The organism is Rhizobium sp. X9 (assembly GCF_018873185.1).
Classification (GTDB): domain Bacteria; phylum Pseudomonadota; class Alphaproteobacteria; order Rhizobiales; family Rhizobiaceae; genus Agrobacterium; species Agrobacterium oryzihabitans.
This window is the reverse complement of sequence record NZ_CP071311.1, coordinates 219,250-240,186: the sequence shown is the minus strand read 5'-3', so window position 1 is coordinate 240,186 and position 20,937 is coordinate 219,250. Positions and strand designations below refer to the sequence as shown.

General features: G+C 58.7%; 18 protein-coding genes and 1 tRNA gene. 14 read left to right on the top strand and 5 right to left on the bottom strand.

Going from position 1 to position 20,937, the window contains the following annotated elements; genetic code table 11:
• Window positions 1-100 precede the first annotated feature (100 nt).
• The 3 genes from JZY08_RS01205 to JZY08_RS01195 all read left to right on the top strand — a co-directional run bounded on the left by JZY08_RS01205 (window position 101) and on the right by JZY08_RS01195 (window position 4,476).
• A complete protein-coding gene (locus JZY08_RS01205; RefSeq protein WP_216330701.1) occupies window positions 101-1,291 on the top strand; it encodes a flagellin in 1,191 nt (396 codons plus the stop codon).
• A 403-nt stretch (window positions 1,292-1,694) separates the two neighbouring features.
• Window positions 1,695-2,885, top strand: a complete 1,191-nt coding sequence (locus JZY08_RS01200; RefSeq protein WP_216330700.1) for a flagellin — start codon at window positions 1,695-1,697, stop codon at window positions 2,883-2,885.
• 259 nt (window positions 2,886-3,144) lie between these two features.
• Entirely contained in the window at window positions 3,145-4,476 is a 1,332-nt protein-coding gene (locus JZY08_RS01195) for a flagellin (RefSeq protein ID WP_216330699.1), read from the top strand.
• Between the two features lie 205 nt (window positions 4,477-4,681).
• Here JZY08_RS01195 and JZY08_RS01190 read toward each other — a convergent pair.
• Window positions 4,682-4,756: transfer RNA gene (locus tag JZY08_RS01190), tRNA-Thr, on the bottom strand.
• Between the two features lie 155 nt (window positions 4,757-4,911).
• On the opposite strand from JZY08_RS01190, the gene JZY08_RS01185 reads away from it, so the two are divergent.
• From JZY08_RS01185 to JZY08_RS01140, 10 genes are all read left to right on the top strand, one after another.
• A complete protein-coding gene (locus JZY08_RS01185; protein WP_137037082.1) occupies window positions 4,912-5,178 on the top strand; it encodes a hypothetical protein in 267 nt (88 codons plus the stop codon).
• 102 nt (window positions 5,179-5,280) lie between these two features.
• Window positions 5,281-6,573: a UDP-N-acetylglucosamine 1-carboxyvinyltransferase gene (murA, locus tag JZY08_RS01180; protein WP_137037081.1), complete on the top strand. Its 1,293-nt coding sequence runs from the start codon at window positions 5,281-5,283 to the stop codon at window positions 6,571-6,573.
• A gap of 114 nt (window positions 6,574-6,687) precedes the next feature.
• Complete coding sequence (locus tag JZY08_RS01175) at window positions 6,688-7,128, top strand: DUF2948 family protein (protein WP_082183715.1); 441 nt, start codon at window positions 6,688-6,690, stop codon at window positions 7,126-7,128.
• Window positions 7,129-7,261: 133 nt separating this feature from the next.
• The gene (hisD, locus tag JZY08_RS01170; protein WP_216330698.1) at window positions 7,262-8,560 is read left to right on the top strand and encodes a histidinol dehydrogenase; all 1,299 of its coding nucleotides are present in this window, start codon (window positions 7,262-7,264) and stop codon (window positions 8,558-8,560) included.
• A gap of 3 nt (window positions 8,561-8,563) precedes the next feature.
• A complete protein-coding gene (locus tag JZY08_RS01165) occupies window positions 8,564-9,037 on the top strand; it encodes a UPF0262 family protein (protein ID WP_003493818.1) in 474 nt (157 codons plus the stop codon).
• Window positions 9,038-9,039: 2 nt separating this feature from the next.
• The gene (locus JZY08_RS01160; protein WP_003493816.1) at window positions 9,040-9,528 is read left to right on the top strand and encodes a low molecular weight phosphatase family protein; all 489 of its coding nucleotides are present in this window, start codon (window positions 9,040-9,042) and stop codon (window positions 9,526-9,528) included.
• Window positions 9,529-9,671: 143 nt separating this feature from the next.
• Window positions 9,672-9,890, top strand: coding sequence for a translation initiation factor IF-1 (infA, locus tag JZY08_RS01155; RefSeq protein WP_003493814.1), 219 nt, complete (start codon window positions 9,672-9,674; stop codon window positions 9,888-9,890).
• Between the two features lie 32 nt (window positions 9,891-9,922).
• Window positions 9,923-10,546, top strand: coding sequence for a Maf-like protein (locus tag JZY08_RS01150; protein WP_216330697.1), 624 nt, complete (start codon window positions 9,923-9,925; stop codon window positions 10,544-10,546).
• A 3-nt stretch (window positions 10,547-10,549) separates the two neighbouring features.
• On the top strand, window positions 10,550-10,777 hold the full coding sequence (gene yacG, locus JZY08_RS01145; protein WP_003493810.1) for a DNA gyrase inhibitor YacG: 228 nt from the start codon (window positions 10,550-10,552) through the stop codon (window positions 10,775-10,777).
• 148 nt (window positions 10,778-10,925) lie between these two features.
• Window positions 10,926-11,741, top strand: coding sequence for a DUF6030 family protein (locus tag JZY08_RS01140; RefSeq protein ID WP_216330696.1), 816 nt, complete (start codon window positions 10,926-10,928; stop codon window positions 11,739-11,741).
• A 29-nt stretch (window positions 11,742-11,770) separates the two neighbouring features.
• On the opposite strand, the gene galE is transcribed toward JZY08_RS01140, so the two are convergent.
• The 3 genes from galE to mscL form a co-directional block, all read right to left on the bottom strand.
• A complete protein-coding gene (gene galE, locus JZY08_RS01135; protein ID WP_035241584.1) occupies window positions 11,771-12,802 on the bottom strand; it encodes a UDP-glucose 4-epimerase GalE in 1,032 nt (343 codons plus the stop codon).
• A 314-nt stretch (window positions 12,803-13,116) separates the two neighbouring features.
• A complete protein-coding gene (locus tag JZY08_RS01130; protein WP_216330695.1) occupies window positions 13,117-14,283 on the bottom strand; it encodes a pyridoxal phosphate-dependent aminotransferase in 1,167 nt (388 codons plus the stop codon).
• A 153-nt stretch (window positions 14,284-14,436) separates the two neighbouring features.
• Window positions 14,437-14,865 (bottom strand): large conductance mechanosensitive channel protein MscL, encoded by a 429-nt coding sequence (gene mscL / locus JZY08_RS01125; RefSeq protein WP_003493799.1) that lies wholly within the window; start codon window positions 14,863-14,865, stop codon window positions 14,437-14,439.
• Window positions 14,866-15,148: 283 nt separating this feature from the next.
• On the opposite strand from mscL, the gene JZY08_RS01120 reads away from it, so the two are divergent.
• Window positions 15,149-18,658, top strand: coding sequence for a hybrid sensor histidine kinase/response regulator (locus JZY08_RS01120; RefSeq protein ID WP_216330694.1), 3,510 nt, complete (start codon window positions 15,149-15,151; stop codon window positions 18,656-18,658).
• Between the two features lie 295 nt (window positions 18,659-18,953).
• On the opposite strand, the gene JZY08_RS01115 is transcribed toward JZY08_RS01120, so the two are convergent.
• Complete coding sequence (locus JZY08_RS01115; protein WP_216330693.1) at window positions 18,954-20,801, bottom strand: methyl-accepting chemotaxis protein; 1,848 nt, start codon at window positions 20,799-20,801, stop codon at window positions 18,954-18,956.
• Window positions 20,802-20,937 lie beyond the last annotated feature (136 nt).

The following is a 20,937-nucleotide window of genomic DNA, read 5'->3' as shown; positions in this document are numbered from 1 at the left end:
TCTGAACCGAGTGGCATGAAGCCGAAACGTTGTGACCGGTAATACGAAGCCCGGTATGTCCCCACTCCAGTATCTCGTAAAAACAAGGGACACATCTACTATGGCAAGCATTCTCACCAACATTAACGCAATGTCCGCTCTTCAGACTCTGCGTTCGATCTCCTCCAGCATGGAAGACACGCAGAGCCGCATTTCGACGGGCCAGCGCGTAAGTTCTGCCTCCGACAACGCCGCTTACTGGTCGATTGCGACTACCATGCGTTCGGACAATGCCGCTTTGTCTTCCGTTCAGGACGCGATGGGTCTCGGCGCTGCAAAGGTCGACACCGCCTCTTCCGGTCTTGAATCCTCGATCAACGTCATCAAGGAAATCAAGAACAAGCTCATCACCGCCCAGGAATCGACGGCTGACAAGTCCAAGATCCAGGAAGAAATCACACAGCTCCAGGATCAGCTGAAGTCCATCACCGACTCCGCCTCCTTCTCCGGTGAAAACTGGCTCAAGGGTGTTATCGGCACCGCCGCCGCTACGGCCGGCGACCTGGCAACCGGCGTTTCCATCGACAAGCAGATCGTCGGTTCTTTCACCCGCAACTCTGAGGGCAACGTCAAGGTTCAGTCCATCGACGTCACTCTCGACGGCTCGAACGTTCTCGTCGATGTCAGCGGCAACAAGCAGGGCATTCTCGACGCGGACGCACTGCGCGCCGACGTCGCAAAATGGACCGACGGCACTTTCCGCACCGCAACGACGACGCTCGGCGCGACCTTCTCCGAAGGCTCAAACGGCGTCTGGAGCGATGGCACGGACTTCTACAAGCAGGTTGGCGAAAACAAGTGGCTTCAGACGACCGACGCCACCGGCGCAACCCTTAACGCCGCTGTTCCTGCCGCGCTGACGACGATCGCAACCGTCTATGCTTCCGGTACATCGGTTCTCAAACTGGACCTCACCAAGCTTGACACCATGAAGACCGCTTTCGGCCTGGGTGCGACCGCAACCAGCGAAGACGTTCTCGACCAGCTGATCTCGCATGTCGATGGCCAGCTCGAAGCAGCGACAAGCGCAGCCGCAAAGCTGGGCGCCGTATCTTCGCGACTGGATATGCAGCAGAACTTCGTTTCCAAGCTGTCCGACTCGCTCGAAAGCGGTATCGGCCGCCTCGTCGACGCCGACATGAACGAAGAATCCACCAAGCTGAAGGCCCTGCAGACGCAGCAGCAGCTGGCAATCCAGTCGCTCTCGATTGCAAACAGCGACTCGCAGAACATCCTGTCGCTCTTCCGTTAAGAGAGGCCATCTCATAGCCCTTTGGGGCTGGGGGATCCAATATCGAGACCAAGTGCGCGGGGGCTGACCGGGCATCTGGTACGATAGGAAACAAATGGTTGGAGGCTGAACCAACCATACAGACAAAAGGCCGCATCTTTTAAAAAAGGATGCGGCCTTATCTGTTTTTTAATGTCTTTTCGATACGCGCGCGCACGCGCAAGGGTTGAGAAATTAAATCAAAAGATGTGCTTTTTTACTTTCACCTTAGGGCTTCATTAACCAAAACGGGATTAGCTAAAGCCATCGAAACGGTGAGCTAACCTTTAAAAATCAGCCGGTTAGCAGGCATGATGCTGTGCGCCGTTCCCGGTGAGACCGGAATGTCCCTTCTTTAATCAGCCATTCAAGGGGCAAATTAATCATGACTAGCATTCTTACCAACATCGCAGCTATGTCTGCTCTCCAGACGCTGCGCTCTATCGGCCAGAACATGGAAGCCACTCAGGACCGTGTTTCCTCCGGCCTCCGCGTCGGCCAGGCTTCCGACAACGCCGCTTACTGGTCGATTGCAACCACCATGCGTTCCGACAACGGTGCTCTTTCCGCTGTTCAGGACGCTCTCGGCCTCGGCGCCGCCAAGGTTGATACCGCTTATGCCGGTCTTGAATCCTCGATCGACGTCGTCAAGGAAATCAAGAACAAGCTGGTCGCCTCGCGCGAAGCAGGCGTAGACCGCGCCAAGATCCAGGAAGAAATCACACAGCTCCAGGATCAGCTGAAGTCCATCACCGACTCCGCCTCCTTCTCCGGTGAAAACTGGCTCAAGGGCGTTATCGGCACCGCCGCCGCTACGGCCGGAGACCTCGCAACCGGCGTTAGCGTCAACAAGCAGATCGTCGGCTCCTTCACCCGCAGCTCTGACGGCAACGTCAAGGTTCAGTCCATCGATATCGCTCTCGACGGCTCCAACGTTCTCGTCGATGTCAGCGGCAACAAGCAGGGCATTCTCGATGCCGACGCACTGCGCGCCGACGTCGCAAAATGGACCGACGGCACTTTCCGCACCGCAACGACGACGCTCGGCGCGACCTTCTCCGAAGGCTCAAACGGCGTCTGGAGCGATGGCACGGACTTCTACAAGCAGGTTGGCGAAAACAAGTGGCTTCAGACGACCGACGCCACCGGCGCAACCCTTAACGCCGCTGTTCCTGCCGCGCTGACGACGATCGCAACCGTCTATGCTTCCGGTACATCGGTTCTCAACCTGGACATCACCAAGCTTGACAGCATGAAGACCGCTTTCGGCCTGGGTGCGACAGCAACCAGCGAAGACGTTCTCGACCAGCTGATCTCGCACGTTGATAACCAGCTCGAAGGCGCAACAAGCGCAGCCGCAGGGCTGGGTGCCGTGTCTTCCCGCCTCAAGCTGCAGGAAAATTTCGTTTCCAAGCTGTCCGACTCGATCGACAGCGGTATCGGCCGCCTCGTCGACGCCGAGATGAACGAAGAATCCACCAAGCTGAAGGCCCTGCAGACGCAGCAGCAGCTGGCGATCCAGTCGCTCTCGATTGCAAACAGCGACTCGCAGAACATTCTGTCGCTCTTCCGCTAATCGGAAAAGACCATTCGGAACTGAAAAGCCGCGCTCTAAGCGCGGCTTTTTTCGTTATCGTTAAGAAAAATTATCGTTCCTTAATTTCTTCCGCCGTTGATTTAGGCTTTGTTAACCATTTGCGACCTAAAACCTAGTCATCGAAACGATTGGTTAACCAAGACGAAAAAGAGGTTAACAGGCATCAGGCCGCGCGATCGTTCCCGGTGACAATCCGGAATGTCCCTTTTCATTTCAGCCAATCAAGGGGCAAATAATTATGACCAGCATTTTGACAAACGTCGCGGCGATGTCCGCTCTGCAGACCCTTCGCGCCATTGGCAGCAGCATGGAAGAAACGCAGTCGCGTGTTTCCTCCGGCCTGCGCGTCAAGACGGCCTCCGACAATGCCGCTTATTGGTCCATCGCGACCACCATGCGCTCTGACAATGGTGCGCTTTCCGCCGTTCAGGACGCTCTCGGCCTTGGCGCTGCCAAGGTCGATACTGCCTATTCCGCCATGGAAACCACGGTCGATGTCGTCAAAGAAATCAGCAAGAAGCTGGTTGCGGCGCGTGAAGCAGGCGTCGACAAGGCGAAGATCCAGGAAGAAATCACCCAGCTTCAGGATCAGCTGAAGAGTATCGGCGAATCAGCCTCCTTTTCCGGTGAAAACTGGCTTAAAGGCAAAATCAGCGATGCCGCAGGTAACCTGACGCCGATCACCAAACAGGTCGTCGGTTCCTTTATCCGCGATGGTGCGGGCAATGTGGCAGTCAAGACAATCGATGTTCAGGTCGACAACAAGACCGCGCTTTTCGACACCACGACCGGTACGACAAAGAACGGCATTCTCGACAGTGCCGCTTATTACTCCGACACGGGCGTTCTGAGACAGTTCGCAATCACCACAACAACTGCTGGTGTATCCACAACCACATTGCTGACTGCAAAAGTATTCACAGAGGCTCAGTTCCTCGCCTTCCCATCAGCTACGACAACCACGGTTTCGGCTGCGGATGCGGCAACCGGTCTTGTGACCGTCGCCGATGCGACAGCGGCACAAAATAACGGCACCTACTTCAAGATCGGTGAAAACGCCGCCGGCGAAGCCTTGTATGTTAAGGCGAATAATGCTGCGCCCGCTACCGGCACCACCGTAACAGCAATCGGAGTGGGCGGTTCGTCGAACAATAATATCTACCTCGAAACCGCTGCTGCCGATTCGCAGATGGCCCAGAAGCTCAATTATTCGCTGATCGACCTCGATATCACCAAACACCTCAGCGGCCTGACGGATGCCAACGGTCAGCCACTGACAGACAATGACGGTCTCGACAACATGATCCAGTTCGTTAATACGCAACTGGAATCGGTCATCAGCGCCAGCGCCGATCTCGGCTCCATCAAGATGCGCCTCGATCTGCAGGAAGATTTCGTTTCGAAGCTGACTGACTCCATCGACAAGGGCATTGGCCGCCTCGTTGATGCGGACATGAACGAAGAATCCACCAGGCTCAAGGCTCTCCAGACACAGCAGCAGCTGGCAATCCAGTCGCTCTCCATCGCCAATACCAGCTCCGAAAATATCCTGTCGCTATTCCGTCAGTAAGCGGCGCCCGTTGGCTACGGGCGGTTTCGTCCCGCTCTGGCAGCAACAGAATATTCGGATACGGAAACCGCGCTTCGCAAGAGGCGCGGTTTTCCCGTTCGCCGAAAGCTGTCCGGCGTGCGCACAAGGGCACGCAGCTACCGCGAATGGCGTCGGCCACGGCAGATAAATTCGCACGTAAATATTTGATTTTACTGGGATAAAATGGTGCTGCTAGAGAGATTTGAACTCTCGGCCTCTCCCTTACCAAGGGAGTGCTCTACCCCTGAGCTATAGCAGCATCCGGTGCCGAAGCGTTTGCTTCAGCATCAAGTGTGGCGGCCTATTGCCATAGGTTTTTGACGAGCGCAAGTCGCAAAACGATATTCTTGATCAAGCGGGGCAAAAAAGCGTGCCCCCTGTTGAAAAAGGTATTTTTCGGATATTGCTGAATTTATGAACGAACATCATGACAAACAGGCAAAGGCAGCGGTTTCCGCGGATGCTTCCGCAGAGCCATCCGCCCTTGCGGCAAACGGCAACGCGCAGGCTGGTCCCGGTGAGAAGGCGCGCCAGCGCGAGGCGGAGCGCAAGGCGCGGGCGGCAAAGAAGCTGCGTGAAAACCTTCAGAAGCGCAAACAGCAGGTTCGTGCACGCCGCGCCGGCGATGCGGATGAAACGATTGGCCTGCCTGCCGCAAAAACGGACGAATCATCCTCATAGAGAATTCACGAGCATAAAATTGAAACGCCGCGGAAACTCGTCTAAGGACGCGCCTTTCCGCAAGGCAGATAAAGAAAGGCGGGCGCAGGCCCGTAGGGACGCATGGATCGCATCAGAATTACGGGTGGCAACAAGCTCAACGGCATCATTCCCATCTCCGGCGCGAAAAACGCCGCCTTGCCGTTGATGATCGCATCGCTTCTGACCAGCGATACGCTGACGCTTGAAAACGTGCCGCATCTGGCTGATGTGGAGCAGCTCATCCGTATTCTCGGCAATCACGGCGTCGATATCTCCGTCAATGGCCGCCGCGAAAGCCAGGGCGAGGCCTATTCCCGCACCGTGCACTTCACGTGCCGCACCATTGTCGACACCACCGCCCCTTACGAGCTGGTTTCCAAGATGCGCGCCAGCTTCTGGGTCATCGGCCCGCTTCTGGCCCGTGAAGGCCGCGCCCGCGTTTCCCTGCCCGGCGGCTGCGCCATCGGCACGCGCCCGGTCGACCTGTTCATCGAGGGCCTTGAGGCACTCGGCGCGACGATGGAGATCGACGGCGGCTACATCAACGCCAGTGCTCCAAAAGGTGGCCTGATCGGCGCTGTCTACACGTTCCCGAAAGTCTCTGTCGGCGCGACGCATGTGATGCTGATGGCAGCGAGCCTTGCACGGGGCACCACCGTCATCCATAACGCCGCCCGCGAACCTGAAGTGGTCGATCTGGCGCAGTGCCTGACCGCCATGGGCGCGAAGATCGAGGGTGCCGGCACCTCCACCATCACCATTGAAGGCGTCACCTCGCTCTCCGGCGCACGCCACCGGGTTCTGCCTGACCGTATCGAGACCGGCACCTATGCCATGGCCGTTGCCATGGCCGGCGGCGACGTGGTGCTGGAAGGCACGCGCGCATCCTTGCTCGACAATGCGCTCGACACGCTGCGGCTTGCGGGTGTTGGCATCAGCGACACGGAAACCGGCCTGCGCGTCGTGCGCAACGGCAACGGCATTCAGCCGGTCGATATCGTCACCGAGCCCTTCCCCGGCTTCCCGACCGATCTGCAGGCGCAGTTCATGGCGCTGATGACCCGGTCGCAGGGTGTTTCGCATATCACCGAGACGATCTTCGAAAACCGCTTCATGCATGTGCAGGAGCTGGCCCGTCTCGGCGCGAAGATTTCGCTCTCCGGACAGATGGCCCGCATCGAGGGTGTTTCCCGCCTGAAGGGTGCGCCCGTCATGGCGACCGATCTGCGCGCTTCCGTGTCGCTGGTCATTGCCGGCCTGGTGGCGGAAGGTGAGACCATGGTTTCGCGCGTCTACCACCTCGATCGCGGCTTCGAACGCCTCGAAGAAAAGCTCACCCGCTGCGGTGCGCTGGTTGAACGCGTCAGCGATTGATCCCTTCATCGCCGCTCATCCGTTTCTACCCGTTGCAGAGCGGCCCGCGACTGCCTATTTCAATAGCAAGAAATAGACATTGCGGGCTGTGACCCGCGGAAAAGGAAAGAAACGATGAGCGGCCTGAAATTGCTCGCGCTGGATAATGAAGATCTCTCCGTCATTTCGACGCATATGCAGGACAGCGTCTTCAAGCTGAAGGATGTCTCCTTCGAGCCGAAGCACGGCCAATTTTCGCTGTCCGCCAACCGTTTCGTCTGGGAAAGCACCGAGAAAAAGAACCTGCCGCCGGAGCGCTGCCGCAGCGTGGTTTTCCTGAAGCGGGTTTCGGCGGTGCGTTCGCACGGCATCAACCGCGACGACAAGGAACAGGTGCTTTCGCTTCTCGCCATCCGCTTCGTGCAGAATGGCGAAGGGCCGGATGGCGCTGTCGAACTGACGCTTTCGGGCGGCGGCGCAATCGCGCTCGACGTGGAATGCATCGAGGCACAGCTGACCGATGTGAGCGGCGCCTGGGAAACGGCCGCCAAACCGCATCATCCCGATAGCGAATAAGCGCTCCACGCCACTGCAACGGTTGCCTTTCGTCACCGTTTCGATCTATGCCACATACCAGAGCCGCAATATTGCTGCGGTAAGTTCGTGCACCTCGCGGGATCACCCGCGGGGACAATGAAAGGGTAGTGGCGTGGCAATCTGGCTGGAGCGGGCATCGGCTGATTTCGAACAGAAATTCGCTGCCTTCCTGACAACCAAGAGAGAAGTTTCCGAAGACGTCAACGCGACCGTTCGCGACATCATCAATGATGTCCGCCACCGCGGCGATGCGGCCCTTGCCCATTATTCCCTGAAATTCGACGGCATCGATTTTTCCGAGGTCTCGATGCGGGTAACAGTGGATGAGATCGATGCGGCCTTTGCCGCCGTCGACAAGAGTGTGATCGAGGCGCTTGAACTCGCCGCCCGACGTATCGAAAAGCACCATGCGCGGCAGATGCCGAAGGACGATATCTACGAGGACGATATCGGCGTGGGTCTCGGCTCGCGCTGGACCGCCATTGAAGCCGTTGGCCTTTATGTGCCCGGCGGCACCGCCAGCTATCCAAGCTCAGTGCTGATGAATGCCGTGCCGGCCAAGGTTGCCGGTGTCGAGCGCATCGTCATGGTCGTGCCGGCAAATGGCGGCGTGATAAACCCTGCTGTTCTTGCCGCTGCGCGCATCGCGGGCGTTGAGGAAATCTACCGCATCGGCGGCGCGCAGGCTGTCGCCGCACTTGCCTATGGCACCGAAAGCATCGCGCCGGTCGCCAAGATCGTCGGTCCCGGCAATGCCTATGTGGCGGCCGCCAAGCGCCAGGTCTTCGGCACCGTCGGCATCGACATGATCGCCGGGCCTTCCGAGGTGCTTGTCATCGCCGACAGGGACAATGATCCCGACTGGCTGGCCGCCGATCTTCTTGCGCAGGCGGAGCATGACCGTGGCGCGCAATCCATCCTGATCACCGACAATGCCGAACTCGGCAAGGCGGTGGAAGCAGCAGTGGAGCGGCAGTTGAAACGCCTGTCGCGCGCCGAGACGGCGGCAGCAAGCTGGGCCGATTTCGGCGCGATCATTCTGGTCGACAAGCTCACCGATGCCATTCCGCTGGCCAACCGCATCGCCGCCGAGCACCTGGAACTTGCCGTCGACGATCCGGATGCGCTGATGACCCACATCCGCAATGCGGGCGCGATCTTCGTCGGACGCCATACGCCTGAGGTTATCGGCGACTATGTCGGCGGCTCCAACCACGTTCTGCCGACGGCACGCTCGGCACGCTTCTCCTCCGGCCTTTCGGTGCTGGATTTCGTCAAGCGCACCTCGATCCTGCGCCTCGGTCCGGAGCAGCTGCGGCAGCTTGCGCCGGCAGCGATCACCCTTGCGCGCTCGGAAGGGCTGGACGCGCATGCGCGGTCCGTCTCCATTCGCCTCAACCCGGAAAGTTAAGAGATGGCTTCAGGCGATTTCCGGCTCTGCGATGTGGTTCTGGACGATAGCATCGGCCGGTCCACGCCCGACGTGGAGCATGAACGCGCCGTCGCCATCTTCGATCTGATCGAGGAAAACACGTTCGAACCGTTCGGCCATGAAGGCGGTCCATACCGGCTGCATATCTCGCTGGTCGACGCCAAGCTGGTTTTCTCGATCAAAACCGAAGACGAAAAGGATGTCTCGACCCATATCCTGTCGCTGACGCCGTTCCGCCGCATCATCAAGGATTATTTCCTGATCTGCGAAAGCTACTACGAGGCGATACGCTCCTCCACGCCCAGCCAGATCGAGGCGATCGACATGGGCCGGCGGGGTATTCACAATGACGGGTCGCAGACACTGATGGACCGGCTTTCCGGCAAGATCAAAGTGGACTTCGACACGGCGCGCCGCCTCTTCACCCTTGTCTGCGTGCTTTATTGGCGGGGTTAGAGATGAGCGATCCTGCCGCAGCGCCAAATGAAGGAAGAGCGCCCAAATCGGTTCTCTTCATGTGCGGCATGAACTCCATCCGCTCTCCCATGGCCGAGGTCATCGCCAAACGGCTGGTGGCGCCCGGCATCTATATACAGTCGGCCGGTGTGAGGGCGGGAGAGCGCGATCCCTTCGTGGATGCGGTGCTGGAAGAACAGGGTTTCTCGCTCGGCAAGCACAAGCCGCGCACTCTGGACGAGATCGAGGATGATTTTTTCGATCTGATCATTACATTAACACCCGAAGCCCATCACGCAGCCTTGGAACTGACCCGCTCTAATTCGCTCGATGTGGTCTATTGGCCGACCATGGACCCGACGGTGATCACCGGTACGCGCGAGCAGATTCTCGACGCCTATCGCGAGGTGCGGGACCATCTGGCAAAGCTGATCTCGGAACGACTGCCGAGGCGGCAGCAGCCGGTGGCGGATACGCTTTCAAAAGACTGAAAACCGCCTTGGCCTGTTAAAATCAATCGCGATTTTCAAGCCGATGCTTTAGAGGTTCACAAATGTGCCGGGATTGTGTAGTTTCCGCGCAATTTTCCCGGACTCGATATGTCCGGCACTATCAACAGGAAGAAAACCCTTACATGACAAAAGAAGAAGTCCTTGAATTCCCGGGCATCGTAACCGAATTGCTGCCGAACGCAACATTCCGCGTGAAGCTTGAGAATGAGCACGAAATCATCGCCCACACCGCGGGCCGCATGCGCAAGAACCGTATCCGCGTTCTGGCGGGCGACAAGGTTCTGGTCGAAATGACGCCTTACGACCTGAGCAAGGGCCGCATCACCTACCGCTTCAAGTAATCCGTTTCAGCATCGGACGCCCGGGCAGCGCAATGACAATATCAAAACAAAAGCTCGTTCTGGCATCTGGTTCGCCGCGGCGGCTGGAACTGCTGCATCAGATCGGCATCGAGCCGGCACGTCTGATGCCGATGGACATCGATGAGACGCCCGCGAAGCTTGAGCATCCGCGCACGCTGTGTCGTCGCCTGTCGCAGCAGAAGGCCGAAGCGGCCCATGCGGCGCTGAAAAGCGAGCAGGCCTGGAAAGACGCTTACGTTCTCGGTTCCGACACGGTTGTAGCCGTGGGTCGCCGCATTGTGGGCAAGGCGGAATATACCGAGGAAGCCTCGGCGGCGCTGCATCTTCTCTCCGGGCGCAGCCATTGGGTCTATACCGGCATTTGCCTTGTGACACCCGGCGGCAAAATCCGTCAGAAGGTAGTGGAAACCAAGGTGCGCTTCAAACGCCTCTCCACGCGTGAGATCGAAGCCTATATCGCCTCCGGGCAATGGCGCGGCAAAGCGGGTGCCTATGGCATCCAGGGCATTGCCGGTTCGTTCGTTCAGAAACTGACCGGTTCCTATACCAATGTCGTCGGCCTGCCGCTCTACGAGACCATATCGCTTCTTTCCGGTGAAGGATTTGAGGTGACGTCGGGCTGGCGCGAAGGATAGACCATGGCAAAACCATCCCAGGAAGGCGTGGGAAATGTCACGCCGCTTCGGAAATCACAGCCATGCCCGGAATGCGGGCGACCCTCGACCCGGGACGATTATCCATTCTGTTCCGATCGCTGCCGTTCGCTCGATCTCTCCCGCTGGCTGAACGGCTCCTATGCCATTCCCGTCGCGGATGATGAGAGCAGCGCCGGTGGACAGGATACCGGCAAGAATACGTCCGAATAACATCACGCGCCGCCGGAAGTTCCGGCGGTGAATTGCATATTATTTTCAGGGCTTTCGCCCGCAATATATTCACAGGGCCACTCATAGCCCGAAAAGCCATATTGAAACCCGGCTGGCGTCCTCCCCCGGCAGCCATTAAGGTTCCCCGATGGACGCGAGCTTGCAAAAAAGAGTGAGCCATGGCGCGCTGCTGTTTGCGGTGCTGGCCGTCTGTCTCGCCATATCGGCGACGGTGCTGCTTGCCAATGACAAAAAGCACCTCAAAAACCTGCTGACCTATCTCAACCTTGTTCCTGCCACTCGTGCCGTCGAGCAGCCTGCCCGGATGAAGCCCGTCAAGCGGCAAAAGCTCGCCGCGCCGAAGCTCGATCTACCACCCCATCTGCTGAAATTCGAGCAAGCCGGCGGCAGGGCATCCTTTGCACGCGACTTCGTTCTTTCCGGCAAAGACCTCTGCGACCGCTTTATCGCGCAGGGTTTTTCCACCCCGCAAGGCTGGCACGTCAGCACGGTCAACACCCGCAATTTCGAATGCATGGCCGAACTCGTGATGGAGAATACGGCAGGGTCTGCCGAACGGGCATCGCTTTTCCTTGACATCAGAGGTGGGGCCTCCGGCGAGGTTCGCTCCATCAGGATGAAGGCCGTTGCGCCTGAGACACCGGACGGCAGCGCTATTCTGACAAAGCTTGAAGAGGCGCTGGCCCTGATCATCAGGCAAACCCGCTGGGCCGACCTAGCCAGCATCCTTGAACCCGCACGCAGCAGGCAGCCCTATCAGGCACAGCACTTTGGTATTTCGGTCTCCATAAAGCCAGAACCGGTTGCGCCGCATCGCCTGAACATCATTTTGCTGGCAACAGAACAATCCCCGGGGCTGAAGCTGACACGCAGCTTTTTCGACACGGAGAAATGGCTTCCCGCCGCAACCGTTTCGGATAAACCGACACTCTATCGGCCGTAGGAGAACCACACCTGTCAGTGCAAGATGGCTTAGCCTATCGCCGCGAGTTTGCGGCGGACCGGCGGGATTCTGTCATTTTGCTGCGCCTGACGCTTGGCTTCCCATTGAAGCGCGGTGCGAACGATGGTTTCCAGATCGTTGAAGCGGGGACGCCAGTTCAACTCCGACTGGATGCGAGCGGAATCCGCCACCATCGTCGCAATATCACCCGCACGGCGCGGACAATGGATGATCGGGAAATCATGCCCGGATTGCCGCTGCACCGTGTGCAGCACATCCAGCACCGAATAACCCACACCATAACCGCAATTGAGCGTTCTTGTGCCGCCACCGGCGCGCAGATGCGCCATGGCCAGCATATGTGCGTCAATCAGATCGCTGACGTGGATATAGTCGCGAACGCCCGTGCCATCCGCGGTCGGGTAATCCGTTCCGTAAACCTCGACCTGGTCGCGTCGGCCGGTCGCGGCTTCGCACGCTACCTTGATGAGGTTCGCAACACCGGTGGGGGAAGGCCCTGCCCTGCCCTGCGGGTCAGCGCCCGCAACGTTGAAATAGCGCAGCGCCACATAGTTGAAATCATGCGCCTGCACGACATCGCGCAGCATGATTTCGGAGGCGAGTTTCGACAGGCCGTAGGGATTTTCCGGGCTGAGGATCGCCGTTTCGGGAACCGGGCCATCAAAGGGCTGGTTTCCGTAGACGGCTGCTGTTGAGGAAAAGATGAAGTTGCGAATGCCATGGCCGACCGCTGCCGCAACGAGGGCGCGGGTCGTGCCAGTATTGTTTTCGTAATATTCGAGTGGCCGGCTGATCGATTCAGGAACGCTGACGGAGCCGGCGAAATGGAAAATGGTCTCGATCTGGTTTTCTTCGAAAATCTGGCCAAGCAATGTGCGATCCGCCGCGTCGCCCAGATAGAAACGCGCCGCCGGCGCTATCGCCCAGCGCGATCCCGTCGAAAGCCGGTCGACAACAACGACCTCCTCCCCGGCGTCGAGCAGAGCCCACACCATGTGGCTTCCAATATAACCGGCCCCACCGGTAACAAGAACAGCCATGACATTACTTCCCTGTTTGCTTTTCTTGATCCCATCAAAGCCAATAATTCTTCATCATTGATTACTTGCACAGCGAATACGCCATCAAACCCTCAGCCCTCTGAAAAGGTGGCTTACGATTGGTTAGCGCAATAAAGTGCTTTTTATTTATTAGATGAAAATGTTCTCATAAAAGGAACAATCAGCGCATAGCATAGAAATGCGCTCACGTCGATGGCTACGCCGTGGGGTTGTAGTTTTCGCAGCTCATCGTGATTTCTGGGGCAGATTTGCACCCTGCCGCGGCAAGACAGGCGGCGCGGCAGGGCGAAGATTTACCGACCGAGAATGTAGGACGCCAGCCGATCGGCGGCGTCTTCGATCTGTTTGGGGTTGCGCAGGAAGCAGGCGCGCAGGAACAGCTCTCCGCCTTCACCAAAAGCGGTGCCGGGCGCGAGGCCGACGCCGGTCTTGTCGACGATATCCAGCGCCGTGGCGCGGCTGTCCGTCACGCCGTCTATCTTGAGGAAGGCATAAAGGGCGCCGTCCGGCTTCAGGGTTTCGACACGGTTCGTTGCAATCAGGGCATCGCAAAGTATGTCGCGGGAGGTCAAAGCGCGCTCATAGTTTTCGCGGACGAAACCATCACCATGATCGAGGGCGGCGACTGCGCCGCGCTGCATGAACTGCGCCACGCCGGAGGTGGAATATTGAATGAGGTTCTCGATCACCTGCCCGATGGCGGGCGGCGCCACGAGCCAGCCGACGCGCCAGCCGGTCATGGACCAGTTCTTCGAGAAAGAATTGGCAAAAACGATCTTGTCGTCCGGTTCCATGACATCGAGGAAGGACGGCGCGCGGGTGCCGGCATAGTGGTAAAGCGCATAAATCTCGTCTGCCACGATCCACAGATCATGCTTGCGGGCAAGCGCCAGAACATCGCGAAGATTGTCGCGCGTAGCGGTCCAGCCGGTCGGGTTGGACGGCGTGTTGATGAACAACGCCCTGGTCTTGCCGGTGATCGCGCTTTCCAGCTTGCCGATATCGAGATCCCAGCGGCCATCGTGAAAATCGATGCCGACAGGAACGGCCTTTGCGCCCGCCACGCCGATGGCAGCGACGATATTCGGCCAGGTGGGCGTGAGATAGACCATCTCGTCGCCCGGCGAGGTCAGCGCCTGCACGGCAAGCGCAATCGCCTGCATGCCGGAACCTGTCACGTAAAAATGTTCAGGGGAGAGAGAGGCTGCAAAGTGACGCTCGTAATAGCTGCTGAGCGCCTGTCGCAATTCTGGAATGCCGCGCTGCCAGGTGTAGAAGGTCTCGCCATTGTTGAGCCCGTCGATGGCAGCCTTGTTGATGAAGTCGGGGCTCGGTAGATCACCTTCCCCGACCCAAAGGGGCAGAAGATTGTCCCGTCCCCGGGCATAATTCACGACCTCGACAATGCCGCTCTCGGGAGCCGCGAGAGAGCGTGCACTCAGACTGTTCAAAATGGACATTAAAGACACTCCGTTTGGTGTCTTCTTATCCCATGGAGCCGCCGATATGCATGATATTCCGTGAGGCGGTCATGGATTTTCTTTATGGATCGATCCCCGGCCGGAGATCGCCGCCCAAACGGGCCGGCAATCAGGCCGGAGATACTTCCGATTTTAACGCGTCTTGAGCAGATCGCGGATTTCGGTGAGGAGCTTGACGTCTTCTGGCGGCGGTGCTGCTTCCGCCTTTTCCTCAGCCTTCTGACGATCAACGGAAGCGCGGAGCTTGTTGACGCCCTTGACCATCAGGAAAATGATCCAGGCCAGAATGAGGAAGTTGATGACAACCGTCAGGAAGTTACCATAAGCGAAAACGGCGCCCTGATCGCGGGCGGCGGCGAGCGAGGGGGCGGTGACGCTGGAACTCAGCGGCAGGAAGTAGTTCGAGAAGTCGAAGCCGCCGAAAATCGCGCCGACGATCGGCATGATGAGATCGTTGACGACGGAATCGACGATCTTGCTGAAAGCCGCTCCGATGATCACACCCACGGCCAGATCCATGACATTGCCGCGGGCAATGAAGGTTTTAAATTCATTAAGCATTCAGTTGTCCCTCTCTCCTGCTTCGCGAGCTGAAGCTATGTGACTGTCCCTACACGCTCAACCATATAGCTTCCTTACCCCATTTGGAATTCGTCAAGATTGCATTTATTAGCTTTTTTGTACGCCAGCACCCTGTTTCTGCGCATTTTCCGGGCATAAAACCGCTACACGCTTTTAGTGGGAAATGCTCTCATCTTGAACTTTATGATCAGACCGCACTCATTCTCAACGGCCCGGAATTCGCCTATGCTCCTCTTCGGGAATTCTGGCATGGGGAGGATGCGTGCTTCCTGGGTGGATCATATTCGGTTCGGCCTTCGCTTATGTCCTGCTGCTGTTTGCGGTTGCAAGCTACGGGGACAGGAACAGCCGCAAAAGAAACGCCCCGAAAAAAGGGCGACCGTTCGTCTATGCGCTTAGCCTGGCGATCTACTGTACCTCATGGACCTATTTCGGCGGCGTCGGGCTTGCCGCCGACAGGGGGCTGGAATTCCTTGGCATCTATACCGGGCCGATCCTCGCCTTCACCATCGGCATGCCGATCATTCGCCGTATCGTTGAGCTGGCCAAAACGGAAAAGCTGACATCGGTTGCGGATTTCATCGCCGCCCGCTACGGCAAAAACTCCACCGTGGCGATGATCGTCGCCATCATCGCGCTCGTCGGCGCCATTCCCTATATCGCCCTGCAATTGAAAGCCGTTTCCAACTCGGTGGCGACGATGGTCGATCCCGGCGATTACGGCATTGGCAGCGGCAATCTCTATTTCCTCGATCTGCCGCTGGTCGTCACCATCGTCATGGCGGGCTTCGCCGTCATGTTCGGCACCCGCCACACCGATGCCACCGAACATCAGGACGGCCTCATTCTGGCGATTTCGATGGAATCGCTCGTCAAGCTGGTCGCCATGTGCACGGTCGGCTTTTACGTCCTGTTCGTTCTCTTCGACGGTCCCTCGCATCTGTGGCAGCTCGCCTCCGGCAATGAACAGGCCATGAAGGCCATATCCTACCATACGCCCATCAGCCGCTGGATCGTGATGACGCTGCTTTCCGGCTTCGCCATCATTCTTCTGCCGCGCCAGTTCCACGTCACCGTGGTGGAAAACCGCACGCCGGAAGAGCTGCGCATGGCGGGCTTCCTGCTGCCGCTCTACCTCATTGCCATCAACATCTTCGTTCTGCCGATCGCGCTGGCCGGCATTCTGACGCTCGGCGCAAATGGCGATGCCGATCTTTACGTCTTGCAGCTGCCGCTCGCCCACCAGATGCCGGTCGTGTCGCTGATCACCTTCATCGGCGGATTTTCGGCGGCGACCGCGATGGTGATCGTCGCCTCGGTTGCGCTGTCGATCATGATCTCCAACGACATCGTCATGCCGATCTTCCTGCGGCAGAAACTGTTGAACCGTTCACCGCACCGGGACAACTTCGCCAAAACGCTTTTGAACATCCGCAGGACGGCGATCTTTGCGGTGATGCTTCTCGGATACGGTTATTACCGCGCCGCCGACAGCGCCACGGGACTCGCCTCCATCGGCCTTCTGGCCTTCGCCGCCATCGCCCAGATGGCCCCTGCCCTCTTCGGCGGCCTGTTCTGGCGGCGGGCCAATGCGCGCGGCGCGATTGCGGGTCTCAGCTCGGGCTTTTTTGTATGGGCCTATCTGCTGTTTTTGCCAAGCTTCGGCGGGCCTGACAATTCCGAGGTCGCGGCGAACATTCTCGGCTTCCTGTTTTCCGGAAGTACGGTCTTCAACGGTCCGGAGGCAGACCCATTCGTGAATGCGGTCATTCTCAGCCTGCTCGTCAACAGTCTGGCCTTTGTGCTGGGCTCGCTCTCGCGCAATCCACGGCCGGTGGAGCGCATCCAGTCCGGCATCTTCGTCAAGCGCCATTCGAAATCGCAATTTGCCACGCGCGGCTGGAAAACCCGCGTCAGCGTCGGCGATCTCAAAAGCGCGATCGCCCGTTATCTCGGCGAAGAGCGCATGCTGCGCTCCCTGGCGACCTATGAAAAGACGGCGGGCAGGAAGCTCAATGACGACCAACCGGCGGATATGGCGCTCATCCATTTTTCCGAACAATTGCTCGGCAGCGCCATCGGCTCCTCCTCCGCCCGTCTTGTGCTGTCCATCATTCTCCAGAAGGCGGAGGATACCAGCGCAGACACGGCCTGGCTGCTGGATCAGGCAAGCGAAGCCCTGCAATATAATCAGGACATGCTGCAGACCGCTCTTGCGCAGATGGATCAGGGCATCGCCGTCTTCGACAGTTCGCAGCAGCTGACGATCTGGAACCGGCGCTTCCGCACCCTTCTGGATTTGCCCGAGCAGTTCGGTCAGGTGGGCGTGCCGCTCACGGATATCGTCGCCATGCTGCAGGAACGCGGTGACATGCCGGCCGGCGATACGAATGAGCTTATTACCAGCTTCCTCACCATGGACCTGCCCTTCTCGCTGGTGCTTGGCGGCGGCGAGCGCATCATCGAGGTGCGCTCCAACACCATGCCTGACAAGGGCATCGTCGCCACCTTCACCGACATCACGCAGAGGGTGGCGAGCGACCAGGCGCTGAAACAGGCCAATGAAACGCTGGAGCAGCGCGTGGCGGAACGCACCGTGGAGCTTACCCGCGTCAACCGCGAACTGGCGGAGGCGAGAGCATCTGCCGATGAGGCAAATATCGGCAAGACACGCTTTTTTGCCGCCGCCGGTCACGATATCCTCCAGCCGCTGAATGCAGCGCGCCTCTATTCCTCCTCGCTTGTCGAACGACTTGGTGCATCGGGGGAAAGCGATCTCGTGCAGAATATCGATTCAGCGCTGGAATCGGTCGAGACCATTCTCGGCGCGGTGCTCGATATTTCCCGCCTCGACACGGGTTCGATGAAGGCGCGCATGACCTCGGTGCCGCTGAATGAGCTGCTGAAACGCATCGAGACCGACTTCGCGCCCATGGCGCAGGAGAAGAACCTCGATCTGGTGGTCATGCCCACGTCGCTGACGGTGCGCTCGGATCCCAATCTTCTGCGCCGGCTGATACAGAACCTGGTCTCCAACGCCATCAAATATACGTTGAAGGGCAAAGTTATTGTCGGCGCGCGCCGCAGGGGCGGCGAGGTTGTCATTCAGGTCACCGATTCCGGCATCGGCATTCCAGCATCGAAATTCCGTACGGTCTTCAAGGAATTCGCCCGTCTGGACGAAGGTGCGAAAACGGCGTCCGGTCTCGGGCTCGGCCTTTCCATCGTCGATCGGCTGTCGCGCATGCTGCACCATCCGGTGCAGCTCATTTCAACGCCCGGAAAGGGCACGACATTCCGCATCCATCTGCCGCGCGAGGCGGACCGGATCGCACCCGCGAAAGCCGGTGGTGCAATCGTCAATCCGGCGGCGAGCGATCGCCTTCACGGTATCAGGGTCCTGTGCATCGACAACGAGCCGAAAATCCTTGAGGGCATGACCCTCCTGCTCTCGGGCTGGGGCTGCGAGGTGTTACCCGCAGGCTCCGTTGCGGCACTGGAGGAACCCTTCCTGAGCCTGACCGCAGCACCTGACGTTATCGTCGCCGACTACCATCTGGACGATGGCGACGGCATCAGCGCCATCCGCTTCATCAGGACTTTTTACGGCAAGGCGATCCCTGCCCTGCTTTTGACGGCAGACCGCAGCCCGGAAGTGCGAAGCGATGCGGAGAAATACGGGATTTCCGTCCAGCACAAGCCGGTCAAGCCGGCGGCCCTGCGCGCCTATATCAACCAGATATCCAGCACGGCCCGCGCTGCGGCGGAATGAAAAACTCCCGGACCTTGCGATCCGGGAGGTGTCGGTTTTCTAGAGTACGTCCAGTTTAAACGGAATCCACGGTACACGACACAAAGGTTTGTCTGTCGCAGCCCCACCCTCCTCATTCCTGTGCCTGTCACAGGAATCCAGTCAACGCGCGTCTGCGCGTTGGGAAAAGTCTTTTTATCCCAAGGACTTGGGCTGGCTGGATCCCTGTGACAAGCACAGGGATGAGGGGCGAAGAGAACGCCGCGGACGGAAGCGAGCTTCGAGCCTGCCGCACTGTATGCTCCGAATGCACCCGTCAGGCCGCGCGGCTCAATCGATCCCTGCCAGTCGCAGAGCCCTGCTCCATCTGGAACCGCTGAACCAGATCGAGCAGCGCCTCCACCTCGCCGGACAGTACCCTGCTCGCTGCGCTTGACTGTTCGGCAAGGGCTGCGTTCTGCTGGGTCATCTGATCCATCTGGTTGACGGAGCTGTTGACGTTGTGGAGTGCCGAGGACTGATCCTGCGTTGCCGTCGCAATGGTTTCAACGTGCTGGCTGACGGTGACGATCTGCCGGCTGATGGCGGAAAGTACGGTGCCTGCCTCCTGAACCAGCTTCGATCCCGAGTTGACCTCCTGTGTCGACTGGTTGATGAGCTGCTTGATCTCACGCGCCGCATCCGCAGAGCGCTGTGCAAGCTCGCGCACCTCCTGCGCCACGACCGCAAAACCCTTGCCCGCTTCACCCGCACGCGCCGCCTCGATGCCGGCATTCAGCGCGAGAAGGTTGGTCTGGAAGGCGATGTCGTCAATGACCTCGATAATCTGCTCGATCTTGCGTGAGGCGTCTTCAATGCGGCCCATGGCGTCAACGGCATTGCTGACGACCGAACCGGAACTGTCGGCGCTCTGCTTGGTAACGCGAACGGCCTCATTGGCCTCCCGCGCACGCTCGGCCGAGGATCTGACAGTCACCGTGATCTCGTCAACGGCGGCGGCGGTCTCTTCCAGCGAGGCGGCCTGGTTTTCAGTGCGCTTCGACAGATCGACCGACGATTGCTCGATTTCAAAGCCGCTGTGCTGGATGATGAGCGTGCGCTCGCGGATTTGGCCCAGCGCATCGCGCAGGTTGAGAAGGGATTCGTTGAAATCCGTGCGCAGCCGGTCCAGACGGCCGGCAAACGGCGTTTCGATCGTGCGGCTCAGATCACCGCGCGAAAGCCTGCCAAGGCCGGAGGCGATCTCCCCGACCGCAAATTCGATCTGGCCGTCCAGCTCCTGCTTCTCGGTATCGTTGCGGTGACGTTCCGATTCCGCCATAGAGCGTTCCTCGGCACTTTTCCCCTCGATCGCGAGCTTCTCAAGCGCATTCTCGCGGAATATCACAAGAGCACGGGCAATGTTGCCGAACTCGTTGCTGTTCGTCGCATAGGGGATCGGCGTATCGAGATTGCCATCCGAAAGAGACTTCACCGCATCGGCAAGCCTGCTCAACGGCTGCAGGGTGCGCCTGATAACGAAATAAGCGAGCAGCCCCACACCGACCATGGCGAGGCCACCGCAGATCAGCATCAAGTCGCGCAGCCCGTATATCTGGGCTTCATAGACTTCCATCGGAACGCCGACGAAAAGGATGCCGACGGTTGCTCCGGTCTTGTTAACGACCGGCATGTAACCGGTCATGTAATTGACGCCGAAAAGCGTGGCCGGGCCGAAATAGGCTTCACCCTTGGTGACTTTTTCGAAAGCAGGATGATCGGTAGCGAGCTTCGTGCCTGCTGCCCTTTCACCTTTTTCATTTTTCAGATTGGTGGTGACACGGACGTATTCGCCGGCCTTGGTTTCAAAGACGGTGGCGATGCCGCCGTTTCCAGCCGCCGTGCGGTCGACAAGGTCGTTATCGCGCAAGGTTCCGATGCTGGCGCGGCCGACGCTCTTCAGCTCGCCGTCGCCCATGTCGAGGGCGACGCCGCCGACCTTCATCTCGTAGAGGATAGCCATGCCGCGCATTGCACTCTGCGTATCGCGCAATGCGGTCGCGATAATATTGTCTTTCAACCGCATATAGGTGGAAACACCGACTGCTGCGACACTCAGCATGATCAGACCAAGCGTGAGCGCGACGACTTTACCCGTAACGGACCTAAAGAGCCGGTTGTGCATGAAACAGTTCCCCAAAGCCAAACCTGTGACAGTTCTAGTTGGCAACTGTTAAAAAACGCGAAATGACCGGGGAAATAAGGCGTTCCGCAGCAGGGATCCTACCCTCGGCCTGCGCGAGGCGAGCCGGACAAGGAGG